Genomic DNA, 13,314 nt, shown 5'->3' on the forward strand with positions numbered 1-13,314 from the left:
CTTGCAATATGACTACAGTATACCATAACTTTTTTTACACAACGTTAAACCTTAAGATTGTTGTGGTTTCGCATCGCACGCTCTTCAGCTGTGTAAATGACCCGCACTGGATTTCCTCCTGCAAACGCACCAGCCGGGATATCCCGGTTCACGAGCGTCGCTGCAGAAACAACTGCCCCATCGCCAATGGTGACACCGGGTAAGATTGTGGAGTTCGCACCAATCATCACCTCGTTGCCAATAACAACGTCCCCGATCCTGTACTCGTCTATTAAATATTCGTGAGCGAGGATGGTGGAGTTAAACCCGATAATGGTGTTTTTCCCCACTCGGATACGCTCCGGGAACATGACATCAGGAAAGACCATAAGAGCGAATGCTGTTCGCTCACCGACTTCCATCTTCAGGAAAGTTCTATACAACCAGTTTTTCGCTTTGAAGGATGGTGTATAACGAGCAATCTGAATGACAACAAAGTTTTTCATGACTTTGAAAAAGGATACGGACGTGTACAAGTTCCAAAGTGAGTTCCCTTCCCCTTTCACCTGATAGCGCTCCGTCTTTCTCATGTAGCCGTCACACCTACAATTTCATAGAGATCTGAAATGTGGGTCAACATATAGTCTGGGTTAAAAGTCGAAAGAAATTCAGGACCTTTTGCAGACCAGGCAACAGCAGCCGTCCGGACTCCTGCATTTTTTCCACCTTCGATGTCATGGAAATTATCTCCCACCATCAGCACTTCTTCTTTTGAAGCATTCAATCGTTCCATCGCCAGTAAAAGTGGTTCAGGATCCGGCTTTGGACGTTGCACATCATCCAAACCAATGATCACTTCAAACAACTGTGTAATCCCTATTAAATCCAGCCCCTTCAGAACCATATCATTTCTTTTGGTCGACACGATCGCCATGCGGACCCCATGGTTTGCTAACGTGGTCAATACATCCGTAACCCCGTCGAACTCAGCTACTAACCGATCATGGTTCGCCATGTTCCATTCTCTGTATTCCTGAATCATCGCTTCCGTCTTGGCAGGATCCATCTTATTAAACGTCTCTGCCAATGTCGGTCCTAGGAATGGCAAAATTTCCGTACGTGTATATTTCCCCGGATAATGAGTTTCAAGCAATTTTTCAAAAGATTGCATGATCAGTTCGTTCGTATCGAGTAACGTACCGTCCAAGTCGAACAGTATCGTTGTGATTGGCTTATCCATTAAGAACAGCAGCCTCCTTTTCCAGTTTCTCTTTCAGCTTATTTCTCCAGAAAAACGCAACAGCTATCGTTAAAACGAACGCTGTTAGGATACGTATCAGGAGCAGTGGCCAGACTGGGATACCAAGGGGGATGAACAATAACGTATCTTCTATGACTGCGTGACACGCTACTAGGAAGATGAACGACAGGGTGGCATCCCGTTGGCTCACCCCATCATCCTGAACCGCTTGGATCATCACACCCGCACCATATGCGAGACCGATAACAAGCCCCGCCACTAAAGTAAGCGATGCGTTCGGCTGTACTCCGATCAGCTTTGTAACAGGTGAAAATTTAGATGAGAATTTCTCTAAGTAATGATGATCTTTCAAAAATTGAACAACAAGCATCAATGGGATGACAATGAGTGCTAGCTGTAAGACACCGAAAGATGCTTTTTGCAGTCCGAGTAAGAAGATATCCAACCAGCCTTCCGGAATCATTGCCGTTTCAGGGGCAATCCCATATTTCGCGATTTCGCTGCCGCCCCGCCAAACAAGGTTAATGACGATGCCGGATAGTGCTGCCAAACCGAAGCGCACCACCAGGACAATCCACAGCTTGACACCCACTTTCAAGGCAACCCCCGTCTCGATGAACAGGTTATGTGAAAAACTGAGCATCATGGCGATGATGAACACTTCTTTTACCGTCAAATCGAGTGACAATATCCCTGCAATCCCCGCATACAAATTCAAGGCATTGCCGAGGACCAGCGGGATTGCCGCTTCCCCGCTCAAACCGAAAAGATTCATAAATGGCGCAATGAGCTTAACAATCCAAGGTAATACGGGAGTGTGTTGCAAGATCACTACGAGAATCGTAATGGGGAAAATGATTTTCCCAAGTGACCACGTTGTTTTCAATCCTGCCCCTAAACCATTCTTAAGCGTGGAGCTATTCGAATTAGTTGTCATTGTACCTCACATCCGTTTTCATGATGAACCTGCGGTAGATGAGTATTCCGAGAGCGATAAGCACCGCTGCTATCGAAACAACTTGAGCTGCCCGAAGTCCTCCGCCATACAAGCTATCGGTTCTCATTCCTTCGATGAAGAAACGTCCTACTGAATACCAAATGATGTAGAAGCAGAAGATTTCGCCCCGTTTCAAATTCACTCTTCGCAACAATAGAATAATGGCCAGACCTACAAGATTCCACATGGACTCGTACAGAAATGTCGGATGATACGTTACCCCTTCAATCGTCATCTGATTCATAATCCAATCGGGAATGATGTTATTTTCAAGGAATGACTGAGATACCGGTCCTCCATGAGCTTCTTGGTTCATAAAGTTGCCCCAACGACCGATAATTTGACCAATAAGTAAACCAGGTGCAGTGATATCGGCTACTTTCCAGAAAGATACCCCGCGTTTTCTAGTGAAGATGACTGCTGTAATGATCGCTCCGATTAACGCACCATGGATCGCGATGCCGCCTTCCCAGATTTTAATGATATCTTCAGGATGATCTTTATAGAAATCCCATGAAAAGATGACATAGTAAATACGTGCTGAAATAATGGAGATCGGAACAGCCCAAATGAGCATATCCGTGAGGAAATCAGGGTGCATCTTTCGTTTCACCATTTCTTTTTGGACAAGTAAGAATGCTAAAATGATTCCCGTCGCAATTAAAATCCCATACCAGCGGACTTCAAAAGTACCGAAAGAAAACGCAACTGGATCGATCGCTAATAATGTATTCATTTACCGGTGAATCCCCTTTTCTTCTGCTGCAGCCGCCTTTTGGCTGATCACTGCATCCAGCTTGTTTGTAAATTCTTCAGCAGCATTAATGCCTAACGTTTTAAGTCGATAATCCATTGCAGCCACCTCGATAATGACCGATAGATTCCTGCCTGGTCGGACTGGTACGACCAGCTTTGTCACTTCCGAGTCCATGATCTTCAATTTGTCTTCATCGACACCTAGCCGGTCATACATTTTCTCAGGATCCCAAAGTTCCAAGTCGATGGTGAGAACAATCCGTTTATCATCTTTTACAGAACTCGCGCCAAATAAGGTCATGATATCAATAATACCTACACCTCGAATTTCCAGCATATGTCGAAGCAACGGTGGCGGACTCCCGATTAAAATATTCTTCGCAACTTCCCGGATTTCTACAGAATCATCCGCGATGAGCCGATGACCCCGTTTTACAAGTTCGAGTGCAGTCTCACTTTTACCGACACCACTCTTGCCTGTGATCAATACCCCGATCCCATAGACATCCACTAACACGCCGTGAAGGGTTTTCATGGGAGCTAATCGGCCCGCTATGAAATTTGTCAGCATGCCCGAGAGTCTCGTAGTTGGAACCTCTGCACCGAGGACGGCTATCCCCCTTCGTTCCGCTGCAGCTTCAAGTTCTGGCGGCAGTGCCACCCCGTGAGCTAATACAAATGCAGGTGTATCCGGTGTGCATAACAAATCCATCCGCTCAATACGGAGAGCTTCAGGAAGCATTTCAAAAAATGAAATTTCCGTCTTTCCCAACAGTTGAATACGTGTTCGCGTATAAAAGTCGAAATATCCTGCCATTTCTAACCCGGGGCGGGAAATATCGCTGATTACGATCGTTCTGTCGATTCCACTGGCACCCGCGAGCAGTTCCAGGTCAAACCGTTCTTTAATATCTTTCACCGTGACTCCACTCATTACACAGCCACCTCCATCTTCAATTGTTATCTATGCATCATTCTACCATTGTAGAATGGATTTTGAACGGTTTTTCGCACCGAATATTCTTCCTGCTCCACAATTATATAACACAAATTAAAAAGCCTTCCCTCGATTAGTTCGAGAGAAGGCCCCTTCAATCCATTACTCTTTACTATTTGGTGAATAACAAACCATTACAGCTCCTGTTTTAGATTCTGCAAACACATGTAGAGTGGACGGTGAGTCCTGGACATCCTTCTTGAAGTTCATGGAACGGTGTAACAGCTGATCTTGAGTCGATGTATTCTCAATATCCGGCAGTTTCAAGTTAAGACTGCCGATTGTGGATGTAATGCTACCTACTAAAGATAGCGAGCTAGGTACATACAGCTCAATGTTGCCTCCTACACTTTTCACATCCAGTTTTTCTGGAATCTCATGGGAAGTTGTCACAGATATGGAGCCGTTTAGTGTTCGGGCTTGGGTATCTTTCACTTTCCCATCAATGTAGATCAGACCATTCAGTGTCTGCGTTTCGACTTGGTTACTTTCAAGACTCAGCAATCGAATTTCCCCATTCAGGGTTTCAATATCCACTTCCACAGCTTTGACATAGCTGACATTCACTTTTCCGTTAGCTGTCTTCACGCGGAGCACATCCGCTTCCAGGTTGCGCATATCGAATCCGCCATTCAACAATCGCACAGAAATCTTACGGTACATTTTTTTAGGAACAGTGAGGACTGTATTCACTTGAATGGTTTTCGAATTACTCGAAATCCTAAGTGATTGGTCGTCTGCTACAAACACCAACTTTTCCAAAAAATCCCTTTTAGCTTCTTCTTCAGAATTCGAGGTGAAGGTCTTCACGGAAAATACTGCTGAAACTTCGTCCCCTTCACCAGGAACAATCGATAGTTTGCCATTATCGATATCCACAATAAGCTCTTCCAACTCTTTTCCATCTTTTTGAGCTTTGTGCTCAAACGTAGTGGAAGCGCCAAACGGATTTTCCATATCGAACTGCTTTACTTTTTGAACCGCACTTTGCATGAACTGCATGAACTGATCACCGACGTTCGTTAAGTCCTTCCGAATGTCTTCCATGAATTCTTCCGGAGAAGTGCCTGACCAACCGTATTTGGAAGACCCCCCATTTTCTTTTGAATGTTCTTCTTTTGAAGATTCTTCTTTTACGGGTTCTTCTTTTGAAGGCTTTTCATTTCCTGATTCTGTATAACGTTGTTCTTTCGATTCGTTCTGATGTTGCGGTTTTATCTCTTCAGTATCTTGTGTGTTATCCGGTTTGACATCAACCGAAAAACCAGCCGGCTTCTTAGCAGAGTCTTTTTCAGATAACGCTTCTAGCAGCGTCAATGCCTCGTCCGTTGAAATCGTTCCATTTTCAAGCATAGTTAAAATGCGTTTTCTCTCATTTTGCATTTAGTTCGCCTCCTGAGTGGAATGATGGTTCATATGATCTGCTTATCTATACGGCTCACAACCAAAAAAGTTTCATGTCACTGGATTTTCAGCTCGTTCTATTCGTGCAGTCATACGGCCGCGATCCCGCTCTAAAATAGGTTTCAAGTACATTCCCGTATACGATTTTTTATTTTCCGCTACTTGTTCCGGCGTTCCTGTAGCGATGATTTGACCGCCTTTGTCACCACCTTCAGGTCCAAGGTCAATAATATGATCCACGGTTTTAATGACATCTAAATTATGTTCTATGACTAATACGGTATTTCCAGACTCGACAAGTCGTTCCAAGACTTTAAGCAGTTTCGCGATATCATGGACGTGAAGTCCAGTGGTCGGTTCATCCAAAATGTAGAACGATTTCCCATTTGAGCGTTTGTGAAGTTCTGAAGCCAGTTTGACGCGCTGAGCTTCACCTCCGGAAAGTGTCGTTGCAGGCTGTCCCAATTGAACATACCCTAATCCTACGTCAACAATCGTTTGGAGTTTCCGTTGGATTTTAGGGATATTCTCAAAGAATTCCGAGGCGGATTCCGCTGTCATTTCAAGGACGTCTGCTATGTTCTTCCCTTTATACGTAACTTCAAGCGTTTCCCGGTTATAACGTTTCCCATGACATACATCGCACGGAACATACACATCAGGCAGGAAGTGCATTTCGATTTTAAGGATTCCATCTCCGCGGCATGCTTCACATCGTCCGCCTTTAACATTGAAGCTGAATCTCCCTTTTTTATACCCCCGCACTTTCGCTTCGTTCGTCATGGCAAAAACATCTCTGACATCATCGAATACACCTGTATACGTAGCCGGGTTGGATCTGGGTGTCCGCCCGATTGGAGATTGGTCGATTTCAATTACCTTTTCTAATTCTTCCAATCCCTCTACGCTTTTATACTCGCCTGGTCGTTGTTTTGAACGATTTAACTTTTGCGCCAGTATTTTGTGAAGCACACTGTTGATGAGCGTACTTTTCCCTGATCCGGAAACACCCGTAACAGCGATGAACTGACCAAGCGGGAATTCGGCATTCACCTTTTTCAGGTTATTCTCCGAAGCGCCTTTTATAGTCACTTTACGTCCATCTGATTGTCGTCGTTCCATTGGTAACGGGATGTAACGCTTGCCGCTCAAATACTGCCCCGTCAACGAGTTCGGATCCGCCATCACTTCTTCAGGAGTTCCGGCAGAGACGATTTCCCCTCCAGCTACACCCGCTCCCGGTCCGATGTCTATTAAGTAATCCGCTTCCATCATTGTGTCTTCATCATGCTCGACGACAATGAGTGTGTTTCCAATATCCCTCATACTCTTCAACGTGTTAATCAGGCGATCATTGTCCCTTTGATGAAGCCCGATAGAAGGTTCATCCAAGATATAAAGGACACCAGTTAAACGGGAACCTATTTGAGTGGCGAGCCGGATCCTTTGAGCTTCTCCACCAGAAAGGGTTCCTGCTGCACGGGAGAGGGTGAGATAATCGAGACCGACATTGACAAGGAAACCAAGTCTTTCGTTGATTTCCCGAAGGATCAATTCAGCGATTTTCGCATCCTTCTCAGAAAGCTGAAGACCGTTGAAAAACGAGGTTGCTTCGACAATCGATTTCTCTGTCACTTGACCTATTTGGAGGTTATCCACTTTGACTGCAAGTGATTCTTGTTTCAATCGGTAGCCTTTACATGTCGGGCATGGACGCTGTGCCATGTACTTCTCCATCTGTTCACGAACATAATCGGAAGAAGTATCTTTGAAACGACGCTCCACGTTCGATAGAACCCCTTCAAAGTAAATGGCGTTGTCACGGGTCTGGCCGAATTCGTTCGTGTATTTGAATCGTATTTTGTCTTCTTTCGAGCCGTAGAGGATTTTATCCAAATCTTCTTTTGCCATTTCATCGACAGGACAGTCCATGGAAATCCCATAATGCTGAGCAACCGTCTTCAAAAGCTCCGGATAATATTGAGAACTGGTCGGAATCCAAGGAACAATCGCATCCTCTTTCAGTGAAAGGGAGGGATCAGGGATCACAAGATCAGGATCGACTTCCAATTTCATGCCTAGTCCGTCACAATCCGGGCAAGCACCAAATGGACTGTTAAACGAAAACATCCTCGGTTCTAGCTCCCCGATTGAAAATCCGCAAATCGGACATGCATGATGTTCGCTGAATAATAGTTCTTCCCCGTCGATCACATCAACAAGTGCAGCTCCTTCAGAAAGACGAAGAGCCGCTTCAAGAGAATCACTGAGTCTTCCGGCAATCCCCTCTTTAATGACAACCCGGTCGACTACGACTTCGATGTTATGCTTCTTGTTTTTGTTCAGCTCGATGTTATCATCCAAATCGAACGTTTCCCCATCGATTCGCACACGGACATATCCTTGCTTTTTCAAGTCTTCCAACAACTTGATATGTGTACCTTTTCGACCCGAAACGATAGGCGCTAATATCTGGATCCGTGTCCGTTCTTCCAGCTCCAGTACACGGTCGGTCATTTGTTCGACCGTCTGGGAAGTGATTTCAATTCCGTGATTAGGACAAATCGGCTTTCCGACGCGAGCGTACAGCAATCTTAAATAGTCGTATATTTCGGTAACTGTACCCACTGTGGAACGTGGGTTGCGGCTCGTCGTTTTCTGATCTATCGAAATAGCCGGTGAAAGTCCTTCTATCAGATCCACATCCGGTTTGTCCATCTGTCCGAGAAATTGCCGAGCATAAGAAGAGAGGGACTCTACATACCGGCGTTGCCCTTCAGCATAGATCGTATCAAAAGCGAGGGAGGATTTCCCGGAGCCGGAGAGACCAGTCATCACGACCAACTGATCCCGGGGAATGGTGACGTTAATATTTTTCAAATTGTGCGCTCGCGCACCTTGAATATAGATTTCAGTATTTTTCATGCCTTCTCACCTTTCCGCTTTCAGTTCCAGTATGGTATCTCGGAGTTCAGCTGCACGTTCGAAATCGAGTGCTTTCGCTGATTCCTTCATTTCTTTTTCTAGCGATGCCAGCAATGTCATTTTTTCTTCTTTCGTTAACTTCTTGCCTTCTGTCACTTTATCCACAAAGGAGAGGGTTTCTTCTGCAGTCTGTGTAGCTCGGATGACATCGCGTATTCCCTTTTGAATCGTCTTCGGTGTGATGTTGTGCTTTTCGTTGTAAGCGATTTGTATTTCGCGGCGACGCTGAGTTTCTTCAATCGCTTTGTTCATGGAGTCCGTGTATCGGTCTGCGTACATAATGACCCGTCCTTCTGAGTTCCGGGCAGCACGGCCAATCGTTTGGATAAGTGCCCGTTCTGAACGCAGGAACCCTTCTTTGTCGGCATCCAGAATTGTCACCAATGATACTTCCGGTATATCGAGGCCTTCCCTCAATAAGTTGATGCCGACCAATACGTCGTAAATTCCGAGTCTTAGCTCGCGGATAATCTCGATTCGCTCGAGTGTCTTGATTTCCGAGTGGAGGTAGTTCACTTTCACTCCAGCTTCTTTTAAATAATCCGTCAAGTCTTCGGACATTTTCTTCGTGAGCGTCGTCACTAGCACACGTTCGTTCCTCCGCGCACGTTCGTGGATTTCATCCAGCAAATCGTCAATTTGCCCTTCGATCGGTCGCACTTCAATAATCGGATCGAGCAAACCGGTCGGGCGAATAATCTGTTCCACCATTTTGGGTGTATGTTCGATTTCATACGGACCTGGGGTTGCCGAAACGTAAATGGCCTGATTGACGTGTTTTTCAAATTCCTCAAACATTAGCGGACGGTTATCCAATGCGGAAGGCAGGCGGAAGCCGTGCTCCACTAGCACTTTCTTTCTCGCTTGGTCACCGTTATACATGCCTCGAATCTGAGGAAGCGTCACGTGGCTTTCATCCGCTACTATGAGAAAGTCATCCGGGAAATAGTCGATCAGCGTATACGGCGTCTCTCCTGCAGCACGAAGGGATAAATGACGGGAGTAGTTTTCAATTCCTGAACAGAAACCCATTTCTCTCATCATCTCCAAATCGTATCGTGTCCGTTGTTCCAGCCGCTGCGCTTCCAGGAGTTTGTCGTTCTCCCGCAGTATCTTCAACTGTTCTTCCAATTCCATTTCAATTCGTTCAATCGCTTTCACCATTTTCGCTTCACCTGTAACGAAGTGGGAATTCGGGAAGATGGCGACGTGTTCACGTTCACCGAGCACTTCGCCCGTTAGTGCATCCACTTCACGCAACCGGTCGATTTCGTCTCCGAAAAATTCAATCCGGATACATCGTTCATCTTGAGATGCCGGAAAGATTTCCACGACATCCCCTCTTACACGGAACGTGCCGCGTGTAAAACTAACATCGTTGCGTTCATATAGATTATCCACAAATCTACGCAATAACTGATTTCTGTCGATTTCCAGACCAGGACGCAGCGAAATCATATGGGCACCATATTCTTCAGGTGAACCTAGGCCATATATGCATGAGACCGATGCGACAATAAGAACGTCTCTTCGTTCGAAGAGAGCTGCCGTCGCTGAGTGACGCAATTTATCGATCTCGTCGTTTATACTGGAGTCTTTTTCAATATACGTATCTGTTTGCGGGACATAAGCTTCCGGCTGATAGTAGTCATAGAAACTGACGAAATATTCAACCGCGTTGTCTGGGAAAAACTCTTTGAATTCACTATATAGTTGCCCTGCAAGCGTTTTGTTGTGAGCAATGACCAGCGTAGGTTTATTAATTTCCGTTACGACGTTGGATACGGTGAACGTCTTCCCTGTACCTGTTGCGCCAAGTAACGTCTGGTGCTTTTCTCCGTTTTCGATTCCCGCTACCAATTCTTTAATGGCAGTCGGCTGATCTCCTTGCGGTGTATATGGGGCTTGAAGGTTAAATGTATCTGCCACTGAGCGTCACTCCCTACTATTCCTCTATTGTCTATTTTATCACATTCCCTCTCTGGACCAAAGTGAAAAGCGAACATACGTTTTTCGCATAAAAAAAGCCCGTACGCAAACGCGCACAGGCTGGAATCACTCTTTCTCATCCAATTGCAGGAATATATCTGTCAGTTGCATAAAAGTAGGTTCATCGTTACGATCCAGGGCCGTATCAATATCATCCAGCAATCGTGTTCGAGTTTGTTCACGGTGGATATGATTCAGAAACAAATCGATGTAGATGTCATTCAGCATTTTTTCCGCTTGCATTGAGGAACTATTCTTTCCCACAGCCTTTAGAAACTCAGCATATGAATAATTATTCTCCATCTTTCTCACCTCGGAACCCTTTTAATTATTGTAACGAATCCAGCCTCCATTTTGCAAGTACTTTTTCGAATATTCCTACTCTTCCTCTTTGTTATTCGATAATCGGATTGTCGCTTCTGAAATGATCAGCACAACAGCCCCCATTATTAGAGGAGTGGCCGACAGACCATGCATGAATAATCCTGCAATGGCTACCAATATCGCTTGCAGCCATTGAACACGCTCCGTCAGACGGAAAATCTCTTTAGGACGTGCCTCTTCTGTATGCGGAAATAACAAATCCATCCGGAATTCGTCACCTCCGCGAAGAGATTGTAACGTTTGAACCGCTGATGCGAAAGCGAGTGCCCCGATGAAGATGAACGCCACAATCGGGAAGGGGATGAAGAGTACTCCCAGAATCGATAGCACCGTTAAACGCAGCCATAACCAAAATGATTCGTCCGTGCGGATGAACGTCCTGCGCAGTAAAAAGCTCTGAGAATCAGTACGTTCCACGTTTGCCTCGGGCATGAATAGACCGAGCCATGATCGTTTACTGATTGACCCCTTCAAATGAGGAACTTCGGTAAAATAATTTGCAAAACGATAAAAACCCATCATCCGATTCTGCTCAAGTTCGATGAAATGAGTGTAAGGGAATGGCTGTAGTGCCGCTTTCTTCACCCACAATAAACTGTATAGTACATAAGCAAATGCAATGACTGCCAGGAGGATCCATTGTTCGGCCAAGACGGCATAGAACAGCAACAGGCTCAGCACGAAGCGGATGAAGCGATCCTGCCACACGCCTTGACCTTCGTTCGCTTTCCGAAAATAGAATTCAGTTCTAACACTCGCCCACATAGCAGTAATGATCAGAATCAGTAATAACCCGAACACCGGTTTACTTCCTATGTCATAGGCGCTCAACATCGGGAGTGCTATGATGAAAACAAGGACTGGTAGCGGCAATTTTGAAAAGAAGGTCCAGCTCAATGCCCGGCCTGTATAGGTCGGCAATTCTTTTTCCAGAGGCAGCAAATAGACAGCATCGGCTGGTTTTAACAACGTCACCGGAGTTGCCATGAACGTAGAACCGGCAAGCAGCAATGCGATAATCCAAATGGCAGGTAGGTCAGCGGGCACATCTTTCAGCCATTCACTATAGGCATAGCCTGCTGCACCTATTGAAAATAGCAGCACAATCGCTAAGTGCCCCGTGAAGACGTATTGCAAGTACCGCTGCAGTTCCATCACATATTTACCGAAACGGCTCCCCCACACTTCACGTAAGTTGTTCATAATCAGCTTCCTCTGTCATCGCAATGTATAAATCGTCCAGTGACGCTGCCGGACGATTGAATGCTTTCCTTAAATCGTCCATCGTTCCATGTGCCCGCACGCTGCCTTCGTGCAAGAGGATGATTCGATCGCAATGTTTTTCTGCGGTCGACAATACATGGGTCGACATCAGTACCGATGCGCCACTTTCTGTTCTCTGTGTAAGTTGAGCAAGCAACGAGCGAATGCCTAGCGGATCTAGTCCGACAAAGGGTTCGTCGATAATATAGAGCGCAGGCTCTGCAAGAAAAGCACACATGATCATGACCTTTTGCCGCATCCCTTTCGAAAAGTGGGAAGGATACCATTTCAACCGCTTTTCCATACGGAACTCTTTCAATAATGCCGCTGATCTCGCTTCAAACACGTCTTGGGGAATCCCGTATGCCATTGCAGTCAGCTCTAAATGCTCGCGTAACGTCAGTTCTTCATACAAAATCGGCGTTTCTGGAATGTAACTGAAGGACTTCCTGTATAGTTCAGCATCCTCGTCAAACGTGACACCGTTAATTTCAATCGTGCCCCCTTGGGGATTCATCAACCCGATAATGTGTTTGATGGTTGTACTTTTCCCCGCACCATTGAGTCCGATCAGCCCGACTAATTCCCCTTTTTGAATGTTAAATGATACTTCATGTAAAACCGGTTTTCTTGAATAACCGCCTGTTACGTCTTTCAAGTCAAGTATTGCCATGCGTCTTCCTCCATTCTTCTTTTAGTTTACCAAATCTGAAACAACAATGCCTTGTCCAACTCATGCTGATTATCTGAAAATATGCTACACTAATGACATTCATGAAAGGAAGTGTACAAATGTCCTCTTGTATTTTCTGTAAAATCGCAGCAGGGGAACTCCCTGGAGAAATTTTGTATGAAGATGAACACGTAATTGCTTTCATGGACATTATGCCAGTCACAAAAGGGCATGTCCTCCTCATCCCAAAAACCCATAGGGAAAATGTGTATGACCTGACTTCTGACGAGGCGTCTCATCTATTTGCAGTAGCTCCCAAAATTGCAAATGCCATTAAGGATACGTTCGAACCTGCGGGTATGAACCTCGTCCAAAACAATGGCGCGGCAGCCGGTCAAGCCGTTTTCCATTTCCATCTGCATTTCGTTCCTAGATACGATGAAACAGATGGATACCGTCCAACATGGGACCAGAAAACTGAAGAGTTTCCAAGTGAACGAATCCAGGAACTTGCAGGAGACATTAAAAAGCATCTCCAGACAAACGCGTAACGCCCCCGAAGTAATTCAATCAGGTTTCAACTATGCACGACAAGGAAATGAACCAATTAGGAAGGAGTGAGCTTA

General features: G+C 45.5%; 12 protein-coding genes. 1 reads left to right on the plus strand and 11 read right to left on the minus strand.

Annotated features, from left to right (window positions below; translation table 11 throughout):
• Positions 1 to 44: 44 nt before the first annotated feature.
• The 11 genes from ABE021_RS05380 to ABE021_RS05430 form a co-directional block, all read right to left on the minus strand.
• Complete coding sequence (locus ABE021_RS05380) at positions 45 to 569, minus strand: acyltransferase (protein WP_430287298.1); 525 nt, start codon at positions 567 to 569, stop codon at positions 45 to 47.
• A complete protein-coding gene (gene ppaX / locus ABE021_RS05385) occupies positions 566 to 1,219 on the minus strand; it encodes a pyrophosphatase PpaX (RefSeq protein WP_430287300.1) in 654 nt (217 codons plus the stop codon). The genes ABE021_RS05380 and ppaX overlap by 4 nt, the downstream gene beginning before the upstream one ends.
• Positions 1,212 to 2,177, minus strand: coding sequence for a nucleoside recognition domain-containing protein (locus tag ABE021_RS05390; protein WP_430287301.1), 966 nt, complete (start codon positions 2,175 to 2,177; stop codon positions 1,212 to 1,214). Before ABE021_RS05390 ends, ppaX begins: the two co-directional genes overlap by 8 nt.
• A complete protein-coding gene (gene lgt / locus ABE021_RS05395) occupies positions 2,167 to 2,973 on the minus strand; it encodes a prolipoprotein diacylglyceryl transferase (RefSeq protein ID WP_430287302.1) in 807 nt (268 codons plus the stop codon). Before lgt ends, ABE021_RS05390 begins: the two co-directional genes overlap by 11 nt.
• The gene (gene hprK / locus ABE021_RS05400; RefSeq protein WP_430287303.1) at positions 2,974 to 3,927 is read right to left on the minus strand and encodes an HPr(Ser) kinase/phosphatase; all 954 of its coding nucleotides are present in this window, start codon (positions 3,925 to 3,927) and stop codon (positions 2,974 to 2,976) included.
• 165 nt (positions 3,928 to 4,092) lie between these two features.
• Positions 4,093 to 5,373: a DUF4097 family beta strand repeat-containing protein gene (locus tag ABE021_RS05405; protein ID WP_430287304.1), complete on the minus strand. Its 1,281-nt coding sequence runs from the start codon at positions 5,371 to 5,373 to the stop codon at positions 4,093 to 4,095.
• Positions 5,374 to 5,445: 72 nt separating this feature from the next.
• Positions 5,446 to 8,319 (minus strand): excinuclease ABC subunit UvrA, encoded by a 2,874-nt coding sequence (uvrA, locus tag ABE021_RS05410; RefSeq protein WP_430287305.1) that lies wholly within the window; start codon positions 8,317 to 8,319, stop codon positions 5,446 to 5,448.
• A 6-nt stretch (positions 8,320 to 8,325) separates the two neighbouring features.
• Positions 8,326 to 10,308 (minus strand): excinuclease ABC subunit UvrB, encoded by a 1,983-nt coding sequence (gene uvrB, locus ABE021_RS05415; protein WP_430287306.1) that lies wholly within the window; start codon positions 10,306 to 10,308, stop codon positions 8,326 to 8,328.
• Between the two features lie 126 nt (positions 10,309 to 10,434).
• The gene (locus ABE021_RS05420) at positions 10,435 to 10,671 is read right to left on the minus strand and encodes an IDEAL domain-containing protein (protein ID WP_430287307.1); all 237 of its coding nucleotides are present in this window, start codon (positions 10,669 to 10,671) and stop codon (positions 10,435 to 10,437) included.
• Positions 10,672 to 10,746: 75 nt separating this feature from the next.
• The gene (locus ABE021_RS05425; RefSeq protein WP_430287308.1) at positions 10,747 to 11,955 is read right to left on the minus strand and encodes an ABC transporter permease; all 1,209 of its coding nucleotides are present in this window, start codon (positions 11,953 to 11,955) and stop codon (positions 10,747 to 10,749) included.
• Entirely contained in the window at positions 11,939 to 12,688 is a 750-nt protein-coding gene (locus tag ABE021_RS05430; RefSeq protein ID WP_430287309.1) for an ABC transporter ATP-binding protein, read from the minus strand. Before ABE021_RS05430 ends, ABE021_RS05425 begins: the two co-directional genes overlap by 17 nt.
• A 119-nt stretch (positions 12,689 to 12,807) precedes the next feature.
• On the opposite strand from ABE021_RS05430, the gene ABE021_RS05435 reads away from it, so the two are divergent.
• Positions 12,808 to 13,239 carry an HIT family protein gene (locus tag ABE021_RS05435; RefSeq protein ID WP_430287311.1) on the plus strand — a complete coding sequence of 144 codons (432 nt, stop codon included), beginning with the start codon at positions 12,808 to 12,810 and terminating at the stop codon, positions 13,237 to 13,239.
• Positions 13,240 to 13,314: the final 75 nt, after the last annotated feature.

This window comes from Sporosarcina gallistercoris, from assembly GCF_050459885.1.
Classification (GTDB): Bacteria; Bacillota; Bacilli; order Bacillales_A; family Planococcaceae; genus Sporosarcina; species Sporosarcina gallistercoris_A.